The 23,125-nt window shown below is 39.5% G+C and carries 19 protein-coding genes; 15 read left to right on the forward strand and 4 right to left on the reverse strand.

Annotation, left to right across the window (positions count from 1 at the left end; genetic code table 11):
• The first annotated feature begins 16 nt into the window (after nt 1-16).
• The 3 genes from mfd (at nt 17) to CWB77_RS02400 (ending at nt 4,656) form a co-directional block, all read left to right on the forward strand.
• Complete coding sequence (gene mfd, locus CWB77_RS02390; protein WP_138621181.1) at nt 17-3,490, forward strand: transcription-repair coupling factor; 3,474 nt, start codon at nt 17-19, stop codon at nt 3,488-3,490.
• Nucleotides 3,490-4,326 (forward strand): peptidoglycan binding protein CsiV, encoded by an 837-nt coding sequence (locus CWB77_RS02395; protein WP_138621183.1) that lies wholly within the window; start codon nt 3,490-3,492, stop codon nt 4,324-4,326. The genes mfd and CWB77_RS02395 overlap by 1 nt, the downstream gene beginning before the upstream one ends.
• A 75-nt stretch (nt 4,327-4,401) precedes the next feature.
• Nucleotides 4,402-4,656 carry a lipoprotein gene (locus CWB77_RS02400; RefSeq protein WP_036983007.1) on the forward strand — a complete coding sequence of 85 codons (255 nt, stop codon included), beginning with the start codon at nt 4,402-4,404 and terminating at the stop codon, nt 4,654-4,656.
• A gap of 23 nt (nt 4,657-4,679) precedes the next feature.
• Here the strand turns inward: CWB77_RS02400 and CWB77_RS02405 are convergent, their stop codons facing one another.
• From CWB77_RS02405 to CWB77_RS02415, 3 genes are all read right to left on the reverse strand, one after another.
• A complete protein-coding gene (locus CWB77_RS02405; RefSeq protein ID WP_010389605.1) occupies nt 4,680-6,047 on the reverse strand; it encodes a hypothetical protein in 1,368 nt (455 codons plus the stop codon).
• Between the two features lie 107 nt (nt 6,048-6,154).
• Nucleotides 6,155-8,860, reverse strand: a complete 2,706-nt coding sequence (locus CWB77_RS02410) for a TonB-dependent receptor (RefSeq protein ID WP_138621185.1) — start codon at nt 8,858-8,860, stop codon at nt 6,155-6,157.
• Between the two features lie 721 nt (nt 8,861-9,581).
• Nucleotides 9,582-10,010 (reverse strand): hypothetical protein, encoded by a 429-nt coding sequence (locus CWB77_RS02415; RefSeq protein ID WP_138621187.1) that lies wholly within the window; start codon nt 10,008-10,010, stop codon nt 9,582-9,584.
• A gap of 337 nt (nt 10,011-10,347) precedes the next feature.
• On the opposite strand from CWB77_RS02415, the gene ccoN reads away from it, so the two are divergent.
• The 12 genes from ccoN (at nt 10,348) to ttcA (ending at nt 21,777) form a co-directional block, all read left to right on the forward strand.
• Nucleotides 10,348-11,781, forward strand: a complete 1,434-nt coding sequence (gene ccoN / locus CWB77_RS02420; RefSeq protein WP_010389600.1) for a cytochrome-c oxidase, cbb3-type subunit I — start codon at nt 10,348-10,350, stop codon at nt 11,779-11,781.
• A gap of 12 nt (nt 11,782-11,793) precedes the next feature.
• Nucleotides 11,794-12,468 (forward strand): cytochrome-c oxidase, cbb3-type subunit II, encoded by a 675-nt coding sequence (gene ccoO, locus CWB77_RS02425; protein ID WP_008109817.1) that lies wholly within the window; start codon nt 11,794-11,796, stop codon nt 12,466-12,468.
• Between the two features lie 6 nt (nt 12,469-12,474).
• Nucleotides 12,475-12,660: a cbb3-type cytochrome oxidase subunit 3 gene (locus CWB77_RS02430; protein ID WP_010389598.1), complete on the forward strand. Its 186-nt coding sequence runs from the start codon at nt 12,475-12,477 to the stop codon at nt 12,658-12,660.
• The gene (gene ccoP, locus CWB77_RS02435) at nt 12,657-13,691 is read left to right on the forward strand and encodes a cytochrome-c oxidase, cbb3-type subunit III (RefSeq protein WP_010389597.1); all 1,035 of its coding nucleotides are present in this window, start codon (nt 12,657-12,659) and stop codon (nt 13,689-13,691) included. Before CWB77_RS02430 ends, ccoP begins: the two co-directional genes overlap by 4 nt.
• Before the next feature lie 149 nt (nt 13,692-13,840).
• Nucleotides 13,841-14,332, forward strand: a complete 492-nt coding sequence (locus CWB77_RS02440; RefSeq protein WP_010389596.1) for a FixH family protein — start codon at nt 13,841-13,843, stop codon at nt 14,330-14,332.
• Nucleotides 14,333-14,340: 8 nt separating this feature from the next.
• Nucleotides 14,341-16,713 carry a heavy metal translocating P-type ATPase gene (locus CWB77_RS02445; RefSeq protein ID WP_138621189.1) on the forward strand — a complete coding sequence of 791 codons (2,373 nt, stop codon included), beginning with the start codon at nt 14,341-14,343 and terminating at the stop codon, nt 16,711-16,713.
• On the forward strand, nt 16,710-16,877 hold the full coding sequence (gene ccoS, locus CWB77_RS02450; protein ID WP_008109812.1) for a cbb3-type cytochrome oxidase assembly protein CcoS: 168 nt from the start codon (nt 16,710-16,712) through the stop codon (nt 16,875-16,877). The genes CWB77_RS02445 and ccoS overlap by 4 nt, the downstream gene beginning before the upstream one ends.
• Nucleotides 16,870-17,541, forward strand: a complete 672-nt coding sequence (locus CWB77_RS02455) for a sulfite exporter TauE/SafE family protein (protein WP_138621191.1) — start codon at nt 16,870-16,872, stop codon at nt 17,539-17,541. Before ccoS ends, CWB77_RS02455 begins: the two co-directional genes overlap by 8 nt.
• 42 nt (nt 17,542-17,583) lie before the next feature.
• Nucleotides 17,584-18,321: an FNR family transcription factor gene (locus CWB77_RS02460; RefSeq protein WP_010389589.1), complete on the forward strand. Its 738-nt coding sequence runs from the start codon at nt 17,584-17,586 to the stop codon at nt 18,319-18,321.
• Nucleotides 18,322-18,526: 205 nt separating this feature from the next.
• A complete protein-coding gene (locus CWB77_RS02465; RefSeq protein WP_138621193.1) occupies nt 18,527-19,681 on the forward strand; it encodes a right-handed parallel beta-helix repeat-containing protein in 1,155 nt (384 codons plus the stop codon).
• A 162-nt stretch (nt 19,682-19,843) separates the two neighbouring features.
• Entirely contained in the window at nt 19,844-20,770 is a 927-nt protein-coding gene (gene uspE / locus CWB77_RS02470) for a universal stress protein UspE (protein ID WP_033102686.1), read from the forward strand.
• 92 nt (nt 20,771-20,862) lie between these two features.
• Nucleotides 20,863-21,777 (forward strand): tRNA 2-thiocytidine(32) synthetase TtcA, encoded by a 915-nt coding sequence (gene ttcA / locus CWB77_RS02475; protein ID WP_010389587.1) that lies wholly within the window; start codon nt 20,863-20,865, stop codon nt 21,775-21,777.
• A 49-nt stretch (nt 21,778-21,826) separates the two neighbouring features.
• Here ttcA and CWB77_RS02480 read toward each other — a convergent pair whose 3' ends face one another.
• A complete protein-coding gene (locus CWB77_RS02480; RefSeq protein WP_138621195.1) occupies nt 21,827-22,888 on the reverse strand; it encodes a hypothetical protein in 1,062 nt (353 codons plus the stop codon).
• Between the last annotated feature and the right edge of the window lie 237 nt (nt 22,889-23,125).

A 23,125-nucleotide genomic window follows, 5' to 3' on the forward strand; every position in this document is an offset into this window, starting at 1 on the left:
TTTAATGGAGTAATTAATGGCGTTTGAGCAATGGGCAGCCTTGCCTTGGGTAAAATCTCAAAAAGATAAAATTCAATGGGGCGAACTTTTAGGCAGTGGCTTAAGCATTGCTATTGCACAAGGTGTAAAACAGCAAGATAACTTGGTGTTAATTGTTACCCCTGATACACCAAGTGCTCTGCGCCTTGAAACAGAATTAGAGTACTTGCTGCCTGATAACCCAGTAATGGTTTTTCCAGATTGGGAAACATTGCCTTATGATCACTTCTCTCCCCACCAAGATATTATTTCAGCACGTTTAGCAACACTCAATACACTGAAAAAAGAGCAACAAAGCGTGCTCATTGTGCCGGTATCAACCTTGATGCTGCGTACTGCCCCAGCATCATTTATATACGGCTCAACGCTGAACTTTAAAGTAGGCGATAGATTAGACACCCATGCCCTGCGAGAAAATTTAGAGCAAGCGGGTTACTTACATGTGCAACAAGTCATGGAACATGGCGAATATGCCATACGCGGCTCTATTGTTGATTTATACCCCATGGGGAGTAAGCATCCATTTAGGCTCGACTTTTTTGATGATGAGCTAGATACCATCCGTTTATTTGATGTGGAAACTCAGCGCTCAGACGAAAAAGTAGACAAAATTGAGCTACTGCCTGCTCATGAGTTCCCTACTAACGAATCAGATATTGAACGTTTCAGAATAAGCTATCGTGAAAAATTTGGCGCAAGTGCTGAGCAAGACTCAGTCTACATGCAGGTCAGCAAAGGCAATTGGCCAGCAGGTATAGAATATTACATGCCGCTGTTTTTTGAAGGCTTAGCAACCATTTTTGACTACTTGCCTGACTCAACAACGGTCATGCAGTTAGGGGATTTAGAGCATGCAGCGGATAACTTTTGGCACGATGTTAATGTGCGTTATGAGAACCGCCGTGTAGATCCTCTGCGTCCACTATTACCGCCCGATGAATTATATCAGCCAATTAATGAGCTGTTTTCCAATTTAGGCAATTATGGCCGCATTCGCCTATCGCAAGCAAAGCTAGGCACTAAAGCAGGTAATAAAAATCTCGCAGTTAATGAATTGCCCAATGTACGCATCGATCATAAACAACATCAACCCTACGATGCATTTATAAATTATGTGGCAGAACAAAAAAAGAAAAAAGGCCGAGTTGTCATCAGTGTTGAGTCGGACGGTCGACGCGAATCATTACTGAGTATATTAAAACCTAGCGGCTTAAAATTTAAAGAATTTGATAGCTTTGAGCAGTTTACCAACAGCAGTAATGACGTTGGTTTAATTGTCAGTCCGCTTGAGCAAAGTGTGGTGCTTAGCACTAAACCAAGTTTGAGCATTATTACCGAGCAAGAATTGCTTGGGATCAAAGTATCACAACGCAGACGTCGTAAGCACAAGTATGAAGCAAGCCAAGACGCGTTAATTCGTAACTTAGCAGAGCTTAAAGAAGGCCAACCAGTTGTGCACCTTGACCATGGTGTGGGCCGTTATCAAGGGCTGCAAACGATTGATGCCGCCGGTGTGGTGACTGAATTTGTAACTATTACTTATGCAGGTGAAGCAAAGCTTTATGTGCCGGTATCGGCACTTCATATGCTTAGTCGTTATTCTGGAGGTGAAGAGGCCAGTGCGCCACTGCATAAGCTCGGCTCTGATGCCTGGGATAAAGCGAAAAAGCGCGCCGCCGAAAAAGTACGTGATGTAGCCGCAGAGTTACTCGACATATATGCACAACGCCAAGCTAAGCCGGGTAATAAGTTTACGCTTGATGGCCAAGCTTATCGCCAATTTAGCGATAGCTTCCCGTTTGAAGAAACGGATGATCAACGTAACGCCATTGAAGCTGTACTTGGTGACATGCAGTCAAAACAAGCCATGGATCGCTTAGTATGTGGTGATGTAGGTTTTGGTAAGACCGAAGTAGCTATGCGTGCAGCCTTTGTAGCAGTTAACGATAATAAGCAGGTGGCTATTTTAGTCCCTACCACCCTACTTGCTCAGCAACACTACGATAATTTTAAAGACCGCTTTGCTGATTTTCCAATTGAAGTGGGTGTGCTGTCGCGTTTTAATTCGACCAAAGAGCAAAAAGAAACCCTTGAAAGAATGAGTGATGGCAAGCTAGATGTGGTTATTGGCACTCATAAATTGATTCAACAAGATATCAACTTTAAAGATTTAGGCCTGTTAATTGTTGATGAAGAACACCGATTTGGGGTTCGTCAAAAAGAAAAAATTAAAGCCCTGAGAGCTGATGTAGACATACTCACTCTGACCGCTACGCCTATTCCGCGTACATTAAACATGGCGATGAGTGGCATGCGCGATTTATCAATTATTGCCACTCCACCGGCTAAACGTTTAGCGGTTAAGACCTTTGTACGCCAACGCGACGAAGAGCTTATTCGCGAAGCGGTACTGCGTGAAATTAAACGTGGCGGCCAAGTATACTTTTTACATAACAACGTAGAAACCATTGAACGTGTCGCTCAAGAAATTAGCGAATGGGTGCCAGAAGCAACAGTAACCTCTGCACATGGTCAAATGCGAGAGCAAGAGCTTGAGCAAATAATGACTGATTTTTATCATCAAAAATACAATGTTCTTGTGTGTACCACGATTATTGAGACCGGTATTGATGTGCCCACAGCAAACACCATAATTATGGATAGAGCCGATAAACTTGGTCTTGCTCAGCTACACCAATTACGCGGACGTGTAGGTAGAAGCCATCACCAAGCCTATGCTTATTTACTTACCGGCAACCCTAAGGCACTCTCTAAAGATGCGAAAAAACGTTTAGACGCGATTGCATCACTGGAAGATTTAGGTGCAGGCTTTGCCTTAGCAACTCATGATTTAGAAATTCGTGGTGCGGGTGAGTTATTAGGCGATGATCAATCAGGGCAAATGCAAACCATTGGCTTTAATTTATACATGGAAATGCTTGAGCAGGCCGTTAACGCGCTTAAAAATGGTCAAGAGCCAACTCTTGAAAATCTATTACAAAAACAAACAGAAGTAGACTTAAAGTTACCTGCCTTGTTACCTGATGATTATATTCATGATGTTAACGCGCGTTTAGGTATGTACAAGCGAGTAGCAAGTTGTGCTAACCTTGCTGATATTGATGAGCTTCAAGTTGAATTAATAGACCGCTTTGGTTTATTACCCGATGCAGCTAAAAACTTATTTAGTTTACAACAACTAAAGATGCAAGCGAGTAATCTAGGCATAACCAAAATAGAGGCTAACCCGAAAGGGGGCTACTTTGAGTTTAGTCAAAATACTAAGGTTAATCCTAGCTTCATTATTGGTTTGATACAAAGTGCGCAACATATTTATAAGATGGATGGCGCAAATAAATTACGCTTTGCCATTAGCGAGGCGAATGCCCGTGAACGCTTAAAAATGATCACTGCTATGATTGCAGATTTCGAAAAAAAGGTTAGCCATTAATGTTGCTGAAAAAATCGCTGGTTGTTTTATGCTGCTTGTTTAGTAGTACTGCATTTGCAGAGCGTTGGTTTGAAGTAGAAGTGTTGATATTTAAACAACGCCCTGCTCCATACCTACAAGAAGACTTTAGCTTAAAGCACGACGCTATAGAAGATAAAAATACCTTAGATTTACTAAGCCCTGTTTATAAAAAACAAGCAATGGACGCGTGTATAAATGGCGATCCGCGTTTTCAAAAACGTTCCTTTGCTGACACTCTAGTCAACTCAAATCCTCAGTCAGCAGCGTGTAACGACAGCATTGATTATGTAAAAAGTTACGATGTGTTACCAGTAATACCTCAAGCACCTGCACAAGAGACGATGGAGCAAACTTACCTGTTAGCCCCTGAGCAATTGCAGTTTCAATCACAACGCCAAGCTCTAAACCGCAAAGGACTAACTCCTTTATTGCATACCGGGTGGCGTTTTGAGGGTGCGAGCAAGTCACGCTCGCCTAGCATTCATTTGTTTGCAGGCAGCCAATTAAAAAACAATATAAACACTGCGATTAGTTACGCCAATTCTGATTTTATTAGCTTAATAAATAGACCTGAGCCACTATTTGACGAAGCTCAATCTTCCGACATGAAATGGGAGTTAGATGGGCTATTTAAAATACACTTGCGCCATTACTTATTTATTAATGCACACTTTGATATAAGTGAAAAACGTGACAATGGCGATCTAGAGTCAGCCCGTTTTTCACAGTTTAGACGGGTGTTTAGTGAAGACATTCATTATTTTGATCACCCTCGTATGGGGATGATTGTACAAATTCGAAAATTTAACCATTAACAGTATTTAGGGTCTGTTGACCTTTGCAAATTTAACCTTGGAAGATCAACAGACCCCAATCAAAGGAAAATAACAATGAAAAAATTACTTATTATTGCAGCGGCACTGAGTCTTGCTGCTTGTTCAAAAGTAAACTTAGAAAATTATGAAAAGATTAAAATTGGTATGGACAAAACAGAAGTTGAAGCTCTTTTAGGCAGTGCTGATAATTGTGTAGAAAAAACACTGCATACTAGTTGTACTTGGGGTAATGACGCTAAAAACATCGAAATTACCTTAGTATCAGACAAAGTAACGCTATACAGCAAAAAAGGGCTAACGGATAAATAAGGGTAATAAAGGAATAACCGGTGTTATTCCTCTTTTTTAGTGTCACTGGTGTAAATTAGCTCTATATTAACAATTTTACTGCGATTTAAAGTGATTTTATAGCGTTGATACAGCGCATTATCAGATTCGGTTAAAACCAATACCATATTTAATTGGTAGCGTCTTTCCACTCCCTGCTTAGAAATTTTATTATTTTCTAAATGGTAGAGCTTCCCTTCCCCCTTTTTTAAATAACGTGCAAACGGTGCAAGATTAAATTGCAGTGTTTGCTGTAAGCTATCGTAGCCTGGCAAAAATTCTTTAGCACTGACCCGCGTTTCACTAGCAAAATGCAGCCATTGCGCCGCCTGTTTATTTTGCTGACGACGCTTAGAGAAAATTTTCCTCACTTCTTTAGGGATTTTTTTAAACCGCGTGTATTCTAACCAAATAAACTGACTGGCTACTTTATCTTTTGTAATACTGTTTTTAAAAATAAAGCGCCATTTTGGACGTCCCCGCACAATAGCACGCCAAATAATACGGGTAATATCTTCTTTAAATATTTCTCTCAGCCCGTAAATAACCCCTAAAATTAAAATCAATGAAGCGGTTATTTCAGTAAAGGTAGAACGCGCATTGAGTATTACTACCATCACAAAGGCCATTATAACAGCCGTTACAGAGCCTTTTACCAAACGTTTTAAATAACTATTAAGATAGCGTGTTTGGCGCTGTAAAATCACTCCATGCTCTATTAAACGCTGTAATAGGCGCATTTTATTGGTAATTCTGTTGGCATCTTTAAGTGTCGAGTCAGAATTATATTGTTGCTCTGCCCGGTACTCACTCTCTGACTTACAAAAGTTTAATAAGTCATTTCGCTCTTTAGCGTGATCGCTACTACGCGGCCCTTCATCAAGCAGCTTTAAAAACGTTTGTTCAATCTGCCAGCTTAGGTAGTTATCAGCATTGGTATAAAACGGGATCAGCTTTTCGTTATCAGGGGTGTAACGTCTGAGTTTTCGAAGTAGACTTTGGCTTTGCTCGCAAAGCTCCATAGCCCGTTGATAAAACTCATCGCTCTCTTGAATTTTTAACGCATCTTTAATATCAGCATCAATAGCAAGGCGTACTTGGTAACAATATAAATTTAGATTTTGTCGGTAATCTTGTTGCTCCCCTTTGTTTTTACTCACAAAGCGGCTTCGTACCAATGGAAGATGAATATTATTAGCGTTGTAGGCTACAAAAGATTTAAATTGGTTATTAAAGTAAGACTCTTCGCTAAGGGTTTGAGCATTAATACCCATTTCATTTGGGATGGAAAAATAAAGATCGAGACGCTGCTCTGCACGCGGTGATAATTGCGGTTCAATAACAAACGATAAATTTTCGTCTTGCTTTAACAATGATGCCTCCTTTGGTTATCTACCTGAGTTTACGTGCCTCTTTAATTTTGTTCAACAAAAAAGGCCTAGTAAATACTAGGCCTTTTAATGGTTCTAATTAGTTAAAATTAGAATTTAACGTTTACACCTGCGAAGAAACGACGACCTAGTACATCGTATGTGTACGGGTCAGTATTTGAATCGTTATTACCTGTGTAGTAAGGAGGTTGCTTATCAAACAAGTTGTTTACACCTGCAGATAAAGTTACTGTGTCATTCACTAAGTAATTACCGCTGATATCATGGTAAACTACTGTTGGAGTGCTTGGTGCATAACAAGAATCTTCTTTTCCGATACATGCGAAGCTATCCATACCAGCTATGTAACGAGCTTGGTATTGTGCATCCCAGTTATCGCCTGCAACACTTACAGTTAAGTTAGATTTAAAGTCAGCATATCCACCCGTTCCTGATGTAATAATACCTGCATAGTCAACTGGGTCACCAGTAACTTCTACAACATATTCATCTAAGTAAGTTGTGTCTAAGCTTGTTTTCCAGTTCAGGCCAGCCGCTTCAAAGCTGTATGCAAGATTTAAATCAACCCCAGATGTTTTTTCAGAACCAACGTTTTGTAATTGATTATTGAATTTAACACGGCCAGTTGCATCCATAGATACGCCTGCTGACTGACAAAGTGCAGTGCTAGCATTTGCACCATTATTTAAACACTGATCAACAATATATTGGCTATCTACTTTAGTGATTGCATTTTCAATATCGATTTCATAGTAATCAAGCGTCATTGAGAAGCCGTCAAGCCATTGTGGCTCGTATACGACACCAGCAGTTAAAGTATCTGCTTCTTCAGGAGTAAGTGAATCATTACCACCCACAGTTACTTCTGCTTGGTCTTGAGCACCTGGATAATCAATTTGGTCAAACGATGGTGAATTGCCAGAGTACAACTCAGAAACCGTTGGCGCACGGAATGCTGTTGAAACGACGCTACGTAGCATTAGTTCATCATTTACTTTCCAAGTAAGACCTAGTTTCCAAGTCTCATCTGAACCAAATGTGCTGTAATCAAATGCACGAATAGCTGCACTTAATTCAACATTTTGTGCAAGAGGAGCATCTGCTAGTAGAGGTATAGCAAATTCAACATAAGCTTCGTTTACGTCAAAACCGCCGGCTGTTGGCTCAACCATAGGGTCGTTTGCAAGGCCTTGTGCAGTTAAAGAGTCAGGTGTAAACCATGCTTTTTCTTGACGACGCTCTATGCCTGCAGCAAATGCAGAGTAACCTGCTGGTAATTCGAATAACTCACCCGATACAGATGCTGAAAGAATAAACAGCTGGCTTCCGCCGTTATTAACTTCAGTGTACACATTTTTGCGGAAATCTTCAGAAACCCAAGCTGATTGATCAAGTGGGTTAAATTTACCTTCAAGGATTTGATCTTGAATAGCACCCATATTGTGTAAGTTGCTTAGCTTGTCAACAGAGTCATTACGGCCGAAGTTCGCTGACACGTCCCAAGAGTAATCACCAACAAAACCTTCAGCACCAACTACTGCACGAACAGTATCAACTGATTGTTCAAAGTAACGCGCGCCAGTGTCAGACATACGACGGCCGTAAGAAATTGCATCACCATTTACGTAATTCGTTTCTTGTGTGATGTAATTACCATCAGCATCTTTATCTAAATAGCCGTCACCATCTAAATCAACACGCTTATCATAGCTTTGACTTAATAATGAGTTACCCATAGTCGCAGTGTCGTACTCAAAATCAAACCAAACTGGCTGTGGTGCCATCTGTTGCTCTGACCAACGCTTAGTATAAGTAAACTCAGCAAATACGCTCGTGTCATCAGATAGTTCGTATGTAGCGATACCTGTTAAGTTTAAACGCTCCATTGGCGTGTAAAGGTAGCTTGCTGGTGAATAGTTATAAGCATCTTCATTAGTATAACGATGGTAATCGCCACCACGTCCTGTTACACCATTATCATTGATTAGAGATACTTGTATTTCTTCACCTTTAGCATCAAGGATAGTCCCTTTCTCGCTTGTACCATTCCAGATATGACCACCTTCATTGTATGAAGAACCAGTGCAATATAAACCGTTAGCACCTTCAGCAATTGGGCAGTTTGAGAAATCACGATCAGCTTGAGATGCTTTACCACGATCAGTGTATTGCATGCCGATAACAATGTTACCTTTATCGAATGAGCTACCAACAGTGAAATCAATTGAGTTCTCTGTTGCGTCACCTTCACCAGTAATTGCTGAATTAACATTCATGTCTAGGCCTTCAAAATTATCTTTTAGGATAATATTTACTACGCCAGCAACTGCATCAGTACCATAAACTGCAGAAGCGCCATCTTTTAGTACTTCCACTGATTTGATCATAGAAACAGGGATTGTATTTAAGTCAACAGTTGATGCAGCACCAGTACCCGATGCAATCATGCGACGACCGTTTACAAGTACTAGAGTACGACTTGAACCCAGACCGCGAAGGTCTATGCGGGCATTACCACCAGAACCATTATTAACGCCTGGGTTTGTCATTGCACCGCCTGTAGCGGTCATTTTCTGTAATACGCTATCAATACTTGTAGCGCCCATTGCTTTGATGTCGTCTGCACCGATAAGTGTAACAGGGCTTGCGTTTTCCATATCTGAACGCTTGATACGAGAACCCGTTACTTGAATTTTTTCAATTGACTTTGCTGCTTCGTCTGCAGCTAAAACCTGAACACTTGAGAACATTGGGATTGCTGCAATAACAGCTAAACCAAGAGTTGATTTTTTCATGAATGAACCCTACTTGTTGAATTTACCTAAATTGGCAACACTCACTTTTATGAGATTTTTGAGTGAGCGGGAGCAACTTAGGCGCCCTTAACTGAATGAAAACTTAACAACAGAGCAATAAAAGATCACCCTTATTTGAATGTACATAAAAAAGGTACAGTTGTTAACCATTGTTTCATTGTTAATTAATAAAAACACTTAAAAATCAATTGCTAAAGCAATCTTAATCACATAAAAAACACACGTGAAATCAAATATGTTGAGTTTGTAATCAAATGTAATTATCAGGGTAATGTGCCCTAAACAGGAAAATTAACATGTTAATCACAGATCGTTATTAAAACGGTAAAACTAGGTGTTAATTACTAACCATATTTATGCAAGTAGATTGTTTATTTAGTCTGAATAATTTTGCTATATGCTTTAACCAGGTAAATTTTATGCTTATAGTGGATTACGAGCTCACTACACATTAATAAAAAACAGCTGTTAAATCGACGAGGGCTTTATAAATGTATTTGTGAGTAATAAAGGATGGCTATAATCTTTAAAGCAAGTAGATGTGTAAAAGGGATACTTATTTATTAAGTTAAAATACTTACACTAACAGACGTGCTTCAGTTTCAGGTAACTACTACATGTTAGGTAAAGGACAATTGGCTTTGCCACTAGAGTTATACGGAAATAGCGTAGTTGAAAAACTACACCATAGTAAAAACTTTCAATAAGTGACGTTAAAATAGTAATCAACATTACTACTTATGCCAGTATTTTTATTGCTAGTAGTAAGTACAAGCTTCCACACCATATTTTGCTCTGAGCAAATCCCAACCATAGTATCGGCCAACCAAATATTCCCTTGCTCGATAAACTGCAATGGAATGTAACCCATATACATAGTTACCCCCTCCAATTTAGCCGCTGTTATTGTTAGATCATTAGGTAAGTGAGCATAAATTGAAAACGATGTCTCTGGTGATAAGATTTCTTCGCTTAACCAAACCTTAACTTGATTTTCAAAATGACATGGTTTGTTATTTTTACACTCGGTTTGCGATTGGCTTACTTTTGCTGTTGATGTTGATCCAGAAAAGTCACAACCTAGTAAAAATAATAGAAAAGAAAGTAAGCATACTCTATATATATACATGCAGGTTCTCAAATATCTAATGTATGGGCCCAACATTTAGGGCAAGTTGGTTGATTATCGGCTTTAATGAGTGAGTAAGGTACAAATCACCTCAAAAAATAGACAGCAACTCAATAAAGTTTGATTGATGTCATATTATTACGCAATTGACCTATCTTTTTAAGGCCAAAAAATTTATCATTTCAACCGCAAAAAAAACAAGTATTTCTTGAGATTATTATCTTTAACAACCACATATTGTGGGGTTTGGATAGTATACTTTGGAATAATAGTAGGTCCTACTTTAACAAGTAGGTAATTCATTTCTAAACGCATTTATTGCAGCGGAAGCCAGAAAATGAGCCAAACAGTAGCATCACAAACTGAGTACAATTATAAAGTTGTACGCCAATTCGCTATTATGACAGTGATTTGGGGCATCGTTGGCATGGGTATTGGGGTTCTGATTGCTGCCCAACTAGCTTGGCCAGCACTTAACTTTGACACACCATGGTTAACTTACTCTCGACTTCGTCCGTTACACACGAACGCAGTAATTTTCGCATTTGGTACAAGTGCTCTTTTTGCGACGTCTTATTACGTCGTACAACGCACATGTCAAACGCGCCTTCTTTCAGATAAATTAGCCGCCTTCACCTTTTGGGGTTGGCAGTTAGTGATTGTTCTAGCAGCAATTACTCTACCTATGGGTATTTCAAGTTCTAAAGAGTATGCAGAACTTGAGTGGCCTATCGATATCTTAATTGCTGTTGTTTGGGTAACGTACGCTGTTGTATTTATGGGCACTATTGCTAAACGTAAAGTGGCTCATATTTATGTAGCTAACTGGTTCTATGCTGGTTTCATTATTACTGTTGCAGTACTTCATATTGTTAACAGCATGGCTGTTCCTGTCTCACTAACTAAATCATACTCAATTTACGCTGGTGCGGTTGATGCAATGGTTCAGTGGTGGTACGGACACAACGCTGTAGGTTTCCTTCTTACTGCTGGTTTCTTAGGTATGATGTATTACTTTGTACCAAAGCAAGCAGGTCGTCCAGTTTACTCATACCGTTTATCGGTTGTTCACTTTTGGGCTCTTATCTCGCTTTACATTTGGGCAGGCCCTCACCACCTTCACTACACTGCGCTTCCTGATTGGACGCAAAGCTTAGGTATGGTGATGTCTATTATCTTATTTGTACCGTCTTGGGGTGGTATGATCAACGGTATTATGACGCTTTCAGGTGCATGGCATAAGCTACGTACTGATCCGGTACTTCGTTTCTTAGTTGTTTCATTGTCTTTCTACGGTATGTCGACATTTGAAGGCCCAATGATGGCAATTAAATCTGTAAATGCGTTATCGCACTACACAGATTGGACTGTAGGTCACGTACACTCAGGTGCATTAGGTTGGGTTGCAATGATTTCTATCGGTGCTATCTACCACCTTATTCCTGCGTTATTCTCGCAAGGTCGTATGTACAGCATTAAATTAATCAATACACACTTCTGGTTACACACTGTGGGTGTTGTTTTATACATTGTTGCAATGTGGATTTCAGGTGTAATGCAAGGCCTAATGTGGCGTGCAGTTAACTCTGACGGTACATTAATGTACAGCTTTGTTCAGTCGTTAGAAGCCTCTCATCCTTTCTATGTTATGCGTTTCTTAGGCGGTGTATTCATCGTTACAGGTATGCTGGTTATGGCTTATAACGTTTATCGTACAGTTTCAGCGAAAAATAACTCGCTAGAACTTGATGAACAAGCGCAGTTAGCATAACGGAGTCAGATAATGAGCAATAAAAATTCGCAAAATAAACACGAAATTATCGAGAAAAATATCGGCCTTATGGCCATCTTGACTGTTTTCGCAATCAGCTTTGGTGCATTGGTAGAAATTACTCCGCTAATGTTCCAAGACGACACAACTAAACCAGTTGATGGGTTACGCCCGTTAAATGCGCTAGAGTTTGAAGGTCGTGACATTTATGTGCGTGAAGGTTGCGCTAACTGTCACTCACAGATGATCCGTCCATTTCGTGATGAAGTTGAGCGCTATGGTCACTACTCTGTAGCGGGCGAGTCAGTATGGGATCACCCTTTCCTTTGGGGTTCTAAACGTACTGGTCCTGACCTTGCACGTGTAGGTAAGCGTTACTCAGATGATTGGCATTATGCTCACTTAGTTGACCCACGCGCCGTGGTTCCTGAGTCGAATATGCCAGGCTTCCCTTGGTTAGCAGAGAACACGCTTGATACAAGCTTAACTCTGAAAAAGCTACAAATTTTCCGTGACACGTTTGCTATTAACCCAGAAAACCCAAAACACCCGGGTTTAGGTTATGGCAGTGACGAGGAATTAATCGCTGACATTGCTAAAGTTGACGCAATGAATGACGGTAAAGGTGCAACAGAAATGCAAGCCCTTATTGCTTATTTGCAACAACTTGGCACACATTTGAAGTAGATTATTATGGACTACGGGACATACAGAGGCATTTTGACTCTGGTAATTTTAGTATTATTTATTGTGATTGTTGGATGGGCATATAGCAAGCGTAGTAAAAGTCGTTTTAAAGACGCTGCTAATGTCATATTTGAAGATGAAAAAAAACACAACAATACACTCTCTAACGAGGAAAAGGGGTCTGAGAAATGACTAGCTTTTGGAGTATATGGGTTATTGTATTAACCCTTGCATGCTTAATCATTATCTTTGGTCTACTAGTTTGGAACTTAAAAAACTATGTAGGTGTAAAAGAAGGTGAAAGCTGTGGACATGAGTTTGACGGCATTGAAGAATTAAACAATCCACTACCAAAATGGTGGACTTACATGTTCTTCGCAACGTTTGTATGGTCTGTTTATTACTTAGCAGCATACCCAGGTTTAGGTAACTGGGAAGGCTTAGCAAAGTGGACCAGCTCAAACCAAGGTGTTACTTCTTTAACTGAATCGAAAGAAGCAGTCATTGATGCTAAAGAAGATGGCCGCTTTGTAAAGCTAGATGCAGAATATCGCGCTGCTGAAGAGCGTTTTGGCCCAATTTTCAATGAATTGGCACAAATCCCTGTTACTGATTTAGTAGAGTCTAAGTTTGCTGGTGATGCAGCACAACAAGTAGCACTAGAGAACGGTACTAAGCATGAGCAAACGCAAGGTCAACTAGCGGTTGAAATTGGTCAGCGCTTATTTGCTCAAAACTGTGCACAGTGTCATGGCTCTGATGCTCGAGGTGGTACTGGCTTCCCTAACCTAACAGATAAAGATTGGTTATACGGTGGTACACCTGACAAAATCAGAGAAACATTACTTTTAGGCCGTGTTGCAGCAATGCCACCTTGGGGTGATGCATTAGGCGAGCAAGGCGTTAAAGAAATGACAGCTTATGTACTTAGCCTATCTGGTCGTACTGTTAACCAAAAAGATGCAGATGCAGGTAAAGCGAAATTCGCGATGTGTGCAGCATGTCATGGTGCAGATGGTAAAGGTTCAGTTGCACACAACTTACCGTTTGGTGCACCAAATCTAACTGATAACATTTGGTTGTACGGTGGTTCTCAACGTGCAGTTGAAGAAACACTTAACCATGGCCGTGCTGGTGTAATGCCTGCTTGGAAAGAGATTTTAGGCGAAGATAAAATTCACCTATTAACTGCTTACGTTTACAGCTTATCGCAAGATAAATAACGATAAAGTTAACAAAACGTTTCAGTTTTAATCTTTTTATTTCAATAGATTAATACAGATCAAAAAAGCCTCCACTCGGAGGCTTTTTTTTAGTCTTTTCGTTCTATTTATTATAATATAGCCGCACATTAATTAATTTTAGAGCGACTATGCAACCGACTCCGTGGTATAAAAATTTTTGGCCTTGGTTTTTAATCTTCTTTCCATTAGCTGCAATTATTGGCTGCATTAGTTTATTTATTACAGCCATTGGTAACGGCCCAGATATGGTTGTGGACGATTACTATAAAAAAGGCAAAGCAATCAACTTAGAGCTGATCAAGTTTGATAAAGCAAAAGCCTTGTATTTACATGGTGACCTAAATGTATCTGATGAGCGAGTAAGCTTTAAATTTACTAAAGGCGATACCAGTAATATTCACGCGCTAAAATTATCGTTTTTTCATCGCACTATAAAAGCTCATGATTTTGAAGCTACCCTCACTCCAAATGCTAATCAAGAGTTTACTGCATTATTAGAAAGCTACACGCCTGGTGCTTACTCAGTGTTTATTGAGCCTGTTGATGCTAGTTGGAAAATGAAAGAAAGTATTACTTTACCAACCACAGCCACCGTTTTAGTTACTCCTAATTATAAGTAGTATTTAGTATGTCTAAAAATTGCTTTCATTGTCTTGAAAGTGTGCCAGCAGGGTTTGACGCACACGTTATTATAGACAATACCGCTGAGCCAATGTGTTGCATTGGCTGTCAAGCGGTTGCTCAAAACATCATTGACCAAGGAATGACCGACTACTACAAATACCGCACCGTAAGTGCCGGCAAAGTAGAGCAACTTGTCCCTGAACAGCTCGCTTTTATTAAAAGTTATGACAATGAAGATATCCAAGATGAGTTTATTAGTACGCACAACGACAACTCTGAGGTATTACTGAGTGTTGAAGGTATAACCTGCGCCGCCTGTGCCTGGCTAATTGAAAAGCAATTATTGAACCTTAAATCGGTAAAACGCGTTGATGTAAATACCTCAACAAATCGTGCCATGATCCACTGGGATAAAAGTGCCACGCCTTTAAGTGAACTAATCACCTCATTGGCTGAAATAGGCTATAAAGCTTACCCCTTCCAATCAGACTTAGAAGCCCAGCAAAAGCAACAAACAGCCAAAGCATATATTCGTCGTCTTGGTGTTGCAGGTTTGATGACCATGCAAGTAATGATGTTTGCCTTTGCAATGTACTTCGGCATGTTCTCTGGAATGGATAGCAATTTTGAACAGTACTTTAGATGGATCAGTTTAATTCTAGCCACTCCAGTCATTTTATACAGCGCCCTTCCCTTTTTAAGTAACGCAATTAACGGCTTAAAGGCAAAGCAGCTGAATATGGACTTACCAGTATCATTGGCTATTTTTGGCGCTTATGCCGCCAGCTGTTATGCCACCGTAATGGAAGTAGGCGAAGTTTACTTTGAATCTATTTGTATGTTTACCTTTTTACTCTTACTAGGTAAATACTTAGAATTTAGAGCGCGTTTAAAGGCCAGTGAATTCACTGCCAACTTGCAAAAGTTGTTACCACTTACTGCACGTACGCTCGATGAGCAAGGTAATGAGCACATCATTGCCGCCAAAAAACTCAAACTTAACGATATTGTGTTAATAAAGGCTGGCGAAACCATTCCTGCTGATGGCATATTGGTTAAAGGCAGTACCAGTGTTGATGAGTCTATGATGACCGGCGAACATCAACCAGTACGAAAGTATATTGATCATAATGTGTATGCGGGTACGGTGAATCATGATGGTATTATTGAAATAAAAATCAATAAACTAGGCCAAAACACCCTACTTAATCAAATTATTCGCCTGCAACATAATGCCCTAACAAAACGCCCAAGACTGGTTGAAATTACCGACAAAGTGGCGCAGTGGTTTGTTGCTATATTATTGGTGTTTGCCTCTTTAACCGCCATTGGTTGGTACCAGGTAGACCCTGATGTTGCTTTTTGGATCACTATATCGGTGTTAGTGGCCACTTGCCCGTGCGCATTAAGCTTAGCAATTCCCACCGCATTAACGTGTGCTGTAGCAACCTTAACCCGCAAAGGTATACTAATTAAGCAAGCACATGTGCTAGAAACCCTATCAAAGCTCACTTTATTTGCCTTTGACAAAACAGGTACGCTTACACAAGGTAAATTTAGCCTCGACGTGGTTGACATACTTGATGATAACTACAGCAAAGAGCAAATTCTTGATATTGCAGCCCAGCTTGAAAGTTACTCTGAACATCCTATTGCCAGTGCATTTAAGGAGTTTAAAGGGCAACGTAAATTTGACGATGTACAACTGCACCCAGGCATTGGGATAAGCGCTCAGTTCGATAATACCCATTACGCTATTGGTAAAAGTGGCTGGTTTGACACAAAAAAAACCAACGCACAAGCAACGCTTTACATAAACAAGCAAGCCGTTGCACGCTTTTACTTTGTAGATAAAGTTAAAGCTGATGCCGATAAGCTCATTAACTCGTTAAAGGCTGCCAACCTAAATTGCCATATGCTGACTGGTGATGCATCTGATGCCGGTGCCAAAGTCGCTAAAAAATTAAAGCTTGATTCAGTACTTGCAAGCTGCAGTCCAAAAGATAAACAAGTCGCAGTTGAACGCTGGTCATCGCAAGGTGAAATTGTTGCTATGGTTGGTGATGGCGTAAACGACAGCCCAGTATTTGCCAGCGCCCATTTATCTATCGCCATGGAAACCGGTGCCGATATATCTAAAAATAGTGCTGATGTTGTATTGCTAAACAGTGACTTAGCTTCTATCTCGCATTTGTTAACTATTGCTAAACAAACACGACGTATAATTAAGCAAAACTTGGCGCTTTCTTTATTATATAATGGCTCTATATTACCGCTAGCGGCTATGGGCTTAGTTGCGCCATGGATGGCCGTTATTGGTATGTCTGCCAGCTCTATTATTGTGATATGTAATTCACTAAGGCTATTAAAGTTATGAGCATAATTTATATTTTAGTTCCTATCGCTATTTTGTTTGTATTAATTGCTATTGGCGTATTTTTTTGGGCAGTAAAAGGCGAGCAATTCTCTGATTTAAACAAGCAAGGCCATAGTATTTTGTTTGAAGACGACAAAGAGCAGCACAATAAAAGTAATGATTGACCCTGTTTTTGTTAGCGCTTTTTTAATGGGCTTAATTGGCAGTGGCCATTGCATTGCTATGTGTGGCGGTATTGCCAGTTCGTTACAGCTTGCCAGCAACAAACGTCAAACGTGGTTACATTCTCTAGCTTATAACAGCGGTCGAGCTTTGAGTTATATGCTTGCAGGAGCCCTTGTTGCGGGTATTAGTAGCCAGTTTGCCACGCAAAATTCTGCCTTTTCATTATTTTTGTCATTTTTAGCCGGTATTTTTATGTTACTGGTTGGCGTTTATATTATGCGCCTAGCCGCCACCTTACAGTGGCTCGAAAAACTAGGTAAAACCCTCATTTGGCAGCACTTAATTAAACTTAATAAGTATTTAATGCCCATTGATTCGCCTCTAAAAGCGCTTGGTTATGGTGCGTTATGGGGCTGGTTACCGTGCGGTTTAGTATATTCTGCACTTACTTGGGCAATGACCAGTGGCAGTGCCATTAATGGTGCTTTAGTTATGCTGGCATTTGCCCTAGGCACATTTCCTGCCATGATCACCTTAGGCATGGCTGCACAAAAGCTAAATACGCTTTTTAATCACCCATGGACACGAATAACATTAGGCAGTGTTATCATTTGGTATGGTATCTACCTCCTGATCATTGCAACAGATAAGCTAGTGCATTAACATTATAAAATGTCGTGTATAGAAATTTAACGGATTGAACTTATGGATTTTTCTCAAAGTCGTGCTAAAGGTAATTGTGCCATTAGCTGTAATAACTGCAGTATTAGCCAGTTATGTTTACCATTTTCTTTAAATGGCCAAGAAATGGATAAACTTGATGAGATCATTGAGCGAAAAAAACCATTACACAAAGGTGACTACTTATTTGAATCGGGCGCGCCTTTAAATGCAATTTTTGCGGTTCGTTCGGGATCATTTAAATCGTATACCTTGTCTGAGCAAGGCGATGAACAAATTACCGGCTTTCACTTAGCTGGCGACCTTGTTGGGTTTGATGCCATTAATAAAATGCAGCACCAAAGCTTTTCTCAAGCACTAGAAACCTCAATGGTATGTGAAATCCCCTTTGATACACTTGACGAACTCGCTGGTAAACTACCCAAGCTTCGCCAGCAAATTATGCGTTTAATGAGTAGTGAAATAACCTACGACCAAGAAATGCTGCTATTACTTAATAAAAAGTCTGCCGAAGAACGCCTAGCGAGTTTTATTTATAATTTATCAGAGCGTTTTGGTGAGCGTGGTTTTTCACGTAAAGAATTTAGATTTACCATGACCCGCGGTGAGATTGGCAACTACCTCGGTTTAACAGTAGAAACTATTAGTCGTTTGTTAAGTCGTTTCCAAAAAGCTGACTTAATTAAAGTAGAAGGCAAGTTTATTACTATTTTAGATAATGACGCGCTTGCAAAAACAGCTGCGATTGTAAAGCCACGTTAATAATAGCTTCTCATTTTAAAATTAATCTCCCCCTGAATTGGAGCGTAATTATTTGCAATTATGCACTATCTCTACTAACACTTTGGGTAGAGGTATTACCCATTCACTTTTAAGAGTCGATGAATAGAATAATTACTTGTCTGGCTCATTTTTTAATATAAAAGTAACTACGTCCTATTAAACTCTTATATAGAAGGACAATCTTATGCCTAATTCTTTATTTCTATTTATCACTCTTTCTTTAAGTATTTTATTTAGTAGCCAAGCATCGAGCTCAATGATCCCCGATGATGGCATTGATGACTCACAAGCACTAAAAGACTTAATTTTAAACACTGCAGAAAACTCTGAGCTTAAAATAGACAAGCCAGGAGTTTACGATATATGTTCAGCTATTATCGTCAGAAATCTTAACAATATTGTTATTACAGCTAATACTGGCGTTATACTAAAAAAGTGTGACCAATTTGAAGGAGAGTATATTTTATCCTTTTATAATTCACGCTTCATAGAAATTAATGGCTTTATTTTTGAAGGGTTAACTAAAGACACGCTTAACTACGACTGGGGAGAGCAAGGTATCCTCTTTGCAGGTTCTGCAGATATTTCAATACATCACAATCAATTTTTTGATTTTGGCGATGCAGCAATAAGAGCAACTTCCTCAAAGCGTTCATCGTATAATGCCCCTATCAACTCTTTCAGAGTAAAAATTAGTAATAACTATTTTAAAAATGTTACCCAAGTGACCACAACTCACCCATGGAGTGAAAACTATGGTGGTACACATGATATTACAATTGAAAGCAATGTATTTGAAGCTCTAAAAGGTTCCTTAAAACTAGCCACTAGAAAACCTGTTTCTAAAGCTTTAATAAAATATAATACCTTTAAAAAAACTAAAGGCACTGCTATAGAAGTTACTTATTACTCTAACGTAAAAATTATTGCTAATACCTTTATAGACAGTGATAAGTTTATCCTCAATGCTTACCCTAATAAACCAGAAAATGTGACGGAACCTTTTAATTGGGGAAGTATTTATTTTACTCACAATACTATTTTACGTTCTAAGGGAGGCATTAGAATACAGTCAGATGTAACCGACGAGCTAATAGATGATATATACGTAAAAGACATTTATATCAATAACAATCACTTTATTAACGTTGATATGACTGTTTATCCTGAAAAAAAATATTGGTATCTTATTAACTTATTCAGTAGAGGTGGAAAGAGTTATCTGTTTTCTACCATTAAAGATAACGTTTATAACTTACTACCTGAAGTGGGCTTTGTGAAAAAAACGAGTGGATTCACCGTAGAAGACAACACTTTGATAAAACCTGAGAATAATTAAATTTTTATAAAGCCGTACATGCTTTTATACAAGATAAAGAGTTTTAAAATTAGAGAAACTTTATTTCTTGATATAGAACAATAATCTTAGTGCTACCCCCTTTAACTGTTGTGTATTTGCGTTACACTGAATGTATAACTGTTAAGTGAATGGAGTAGCACAATGGAAACGATTAAACGTATTATCGCGGTTATTGACCCAACTAAAGACGATCAAAATGCCCTCGCGCGTTCAATAGATTTAGCCAAAAAATCGGGTGCGAGCATTACCGCCTTTATGACGGTTTACGATTTTTCTTACGAAATGACCACTATGTTATCAGGCGATGAACGTGAAGCAATGCGTCAAGCCGTCCTCAAAGATCGCGAGCTATGGCTTAAAGATCTAATCTCTCCTTATCAAAATATTAATATTGATACTCAAGTTATTTGGCATAATCGCCCATACGAGGCAATAATTAATACCGTTATCAATGATAAATACGACTTGGTTATCAAAGGTACTCATCAACACGGTACGCTTAAAGCGGTCATTTTTACTCCTACAGACTGGCATTTAGTAAGAAAATGCCCAACGCCCGTTTTATTTGTCAAAGATATGCAATGGCCAGCACAGGGGAATATTTTAGCTGCAGTAAATGCAGTCAGTGAAAATGAGCAGCACTTATCACTTAATAAACGCATAATTAAAGATGCACAATTTTTATGTGAACTGGCTAATGCTAAACTTAACTTAGTCAATGCCTACCCTGCTACACCAGTAAATATTGCGATAGAAATCCCAGAATTTAACCCTGGGCTTTACAATGAATCAGTTAAAAAACATCATATTGAATCAACCAATGAACTAGCTAACGAGTTTAACCTAACCTCTGATCAATGCTTTATTGAAGAGGGATTGCCAGAAGATGTGATACCGGATGTTGCAAATCGTTTAAATAGTGAGTTAGTGGTTATTGGCACTGTGGGACGTACCGGCTTAAGTGCTGCATTAGTGGGTAACACCGCTGAGCATGTTATTGACAGCCTCGATTGTGATGTACTTGCATTGAAACCTGACGGCTATGTAAGTCCACTCGCAGAAAGTTAACGTTTGCTGTAGCTGTGATATTACATATGGCATATAATACGCCCCTTTATTTTTAGCAATTAATTTTGCCGTACTGTTTATAAGGGGGCGTAGTGTCTCATTCTGCTCAAGCCAAAGCTCAACACAACTTAAATAAGCTTCAAAAGCGTTTACGCCGCCTCACAGGTCAAGCTGTCATGGATTTTAACATGATAGAAGAAGGTGATCGTATCATGGTGTGCTTATCTGGCGGAAAAGACAGTTACACTATGCTCGATATGCTGCAACATTTACAGCGTGTTGCCCCTATTAAGTTTGACCTTTTTGCGGTTAACCTTGACCAAAAGCAACCAGGCTTTCCTGAGCATGTACTGCCTGAATACCTTGATAATTTAAATATTGAATACAAAATTGTCGAAGAAGATACCTACAGTATTGTTACCGATATTATTCCTGAAGGTAAAACAACGTGCTCACTTTGCTCTCGTCTGCGTCGTGGTATTTTATATCGTACGGCTAAAGAGCTAGGCGCCACAAAAATAGCTTTAGGTCATCACCGCGATGACATGATAGAAACCTTGTTTTTAAATATGTTTTACGGCGGAAAACTCAAAAGTATGCCAGCTAAACTAATGAGTGATAACGGCGAGCACATGGTTATTCGCCCGTTGGCTTATTGTAAAGAAGCCGATATTAGCCAATACGCATTTAGCCAAGGCTACCCTATTATTCCGTGTAACTTATGTGGCTCACAAGAAAACTTACAGCGTAAGCACACTAAAAACATGCTAGAACAATGGAATAAAGAGCACCCAGGGCGTATAGAAAGTATTTTTACTGCCATGCAAAATGTTGTACCTTCGCATTTAGCTGATAACCAATTGTTTGATTTTGCTAATCTGCAAACCGGTGACGTTATTGATGGTGGAGATATCGCGTTAGATAAACCAGATATTCCAAAAGCGCCGGTTAATCCTGAACAAGATGAAACAGACCAAGCCGACGTGGTTACTATTAATTTAAGCTAATTTTTTAAGGGTTTGCAGTAATGCAAACCCTTCACTCTGCTCTATGCTGCTACTTACCGGCAGCTAATCCTTGTAAAAACTCTAAACTCTGCATTTCTTGTTTATTCGCCTGATAAGGCAGCTGCTGTAAGCTATCGTAAGCAAAATCTTCAATAGTAAACTCACTCACTTTACTTTGCCCAAAGCTGTTTCGCTCACCTGGGCTTGGCGACATACGTTCAATAACAAAGTCGCTCAACCGCAAATCATTCGTTTGCTTAGGCAAAACAGACCAATGCGCTTTAAAATCAATTTGTTCGCTGCCCTCATTTAAACGAGCTTTAGCAACTAAATGTGCTAATGGCGAAGTACCACTGTATAAGTTAGCTCTTAGGCGATATAAGCCACTTTTTATCACTGTTAAGTTAGCAGGCACTATCATATTATCATTACGTGGATATGCGTTATCAAAGCTAGTTAGGGTTGCACTAGGCGGCATATATTGTATTTGTGCCACCACAGGGACCATTTTACCCGCAATGTTGGCTTCAACTAATAACTGTAAATTGCGAGGATAGTCTTCCTCACCTTTAAACGTAATTACAAGTTCATTGCCTCGAGCAACACCACTGTGTGTTTTTAACGGCTGTTTAGTATCCGTATCACTGAGTGTTACCTGTGCTTTACCTAAATTTTGTGCGCTTATGGTTAATTCAATTGCTTGCGGATAGACATAGCGATATTGAGATAAACTTAAGGTTAACTCCCCGCCTTGCTCTCCTACTGGGCTAGTAACCGGGAAAAACTGATTTGGCTTTAGCCGGTCTTCATCATATACCGTTAAAGGTTGCGAATAAGGCGGGAATACTAAGTTTTGTTGATATTGCTGCGCCACCGCCGATGCTGCTTTAGCTATATCTTCATTAAACTCATGCTGCTCTTTAGGCATTTTTTTTATGCTTGATTTAACTGCTGATGCCTCTTTTTTTACCGGCATAGCAACAAATTCAGGTGTTTTTTTATGCTCTTTAGCTGTTGTTTGCGAAGCTGAATAACTAGCATTGCCTTTACCTAAAAACCACATCAAGCCGGTAACTATTATTACTAAAACAATAACGTAGGATTTTTTCATTGTTATTTATCCTATAAATACTAGGGTCTGTTGACCTTTCAAGGTTGAATTTGCAGCAGTCTGTTTGGTATTTAGGCAAGGCAGAGCCTATGTGGTGTGGTTATTCCTCATAAATAGGCGATAACGCAGCATCAATACCAAACAGGCGCAGCCCTTCGGGTTCTGCCTAGGGGCGATTTACTCTTTGTTGCTCGGTTTTGACTTAGCCCACTAGGTTACAAACCTCGCGCCGCGATT

The sequence above is a fragment of the Pseudoalteromonas sp. S1610 genome (assembly GCF_005887465.1).
GTDB classification, from domain to species: Bacteria; Pseudomonadota; Gammaproteobacteria; order Enterobacterales; family Alteromonadaceae; genus Pseudoalteromonas; species Pseudoalteromonas undina.

Bases quoted from the DNA above. Each gene is read 5' to 3' on its own strand.
- mfd (WP_138621181.1), top strand. From the start codon at position 17: ATGGCGTTTGAGCAATGGGCAGCCTTGCCTTGGGTAAAATCTCAAAAA.
- CWB77_RS02395 (WP_138621183.1), top strand. From the start codon at position 3,490: ATGTTGCTGAAAAAATCGCTGGTTGTTTTATGCTGCTTGTTTAGTAGT.
- CWB77_RS02400 (WP_036983007.1), top strand. From the start codon at position 4,402: ATGAAAAAATTACTTATTATTGCAGCGGCACTGAGTCTTGCTGCTTGT.
- CWB77_RS02410 (WP_138621185.1), bottom strand. From the start codon at position 8,860: ATGAAAAAATCAACTCTTGGTTTAGCTGTTATTGCAGCAATCCCAATG.
- CWB77_RS02415 (WP_138621187.1), bottom strand. From the start codon at position 10,010: ATGTATATATATAGAGTATGCTTACTTTCTTTTCTATTATTTTTACTA.
- ccoN (WP_010389600.1), top strand. From the start codon at position 10,348: ATGAGCCAAACAGTAGCATCACAAACTGAGTACAATTATAAAGTTGTA.
- ccoO (WP_008109817.1), top strand. From the start codon at position 11,794: ATGAGCAATAAAAATTCGCAAAATAAACACGAAATTATCGAGAAAAAT.
- CWB77_RS02430 (WP_010389598.1), top strand. From the start codon at position 12,475: ATGGACTACGGGACATACAGAGGCATTTTGACTCTGGTAATTTTAGTA.
- ccoP (WP_010389597.1), top strand. From the start codon at position 12,657: ATGACTAGCTTTTGGAGTATATGGGTTATTGTATTAACCCTTGCATGC.
- CWB77_RS02440 (WP_010389596.1), top strand. From the start codon at position 13,841: ATGCAACCGACTCCGTGGTATAAAAATTTTTGGCCTTGGTTTTTAATC.
- CWB77_RS02445 (WP_138621189.1), top strand. From the start codon at position 14,341: ATGTCTAAAAATTGCTTTCATTGTCTTGAAAGTGTGCCAGCAGGGTTT.
- ccoS (WP_008109812.1), top strand. From the start codon at position 16,710: ATGAGCATAATTTATATTTTAGTTCCTATCGCTATTTTGTTTGTATTA.
- CWB77_RS02455 (WP_138621191.1), top strand. From the start codon at position 16,870: ATGATTGACCCTGTTTTTGTTAGCGCTTTTTTAATGGGCTTAATTGGC.
- CWB77_RS02460 (WP_010389589.1), top strand. From the start codon at position 17,584: ATGGATTTTTCTCAAAGTCGTGCTAAAGGTAATTGTGCCATTAGCTGT.
- CWB77_RS02465 (WP_138621193.1), top strand. From the start codon at position 18,527: ATGCCTAATTCTTTATTTCTATTTATCACTCTTTCTTTAAGTATTTTA.
- uspE (WP_033102686.1), top strand. From the start codon at position 19,844: ATGGAAACGATTAAACGTATTATCGCGGTTATTGACCCAACTAAAGAC.
- CWB77_RS02480 (WP_138621195.1), bottom strand. From the start codon at position 22,888: ATGAAAAAATCCTACGTTATTGTTTTAGTAATAATAGTTACCGGCTTG.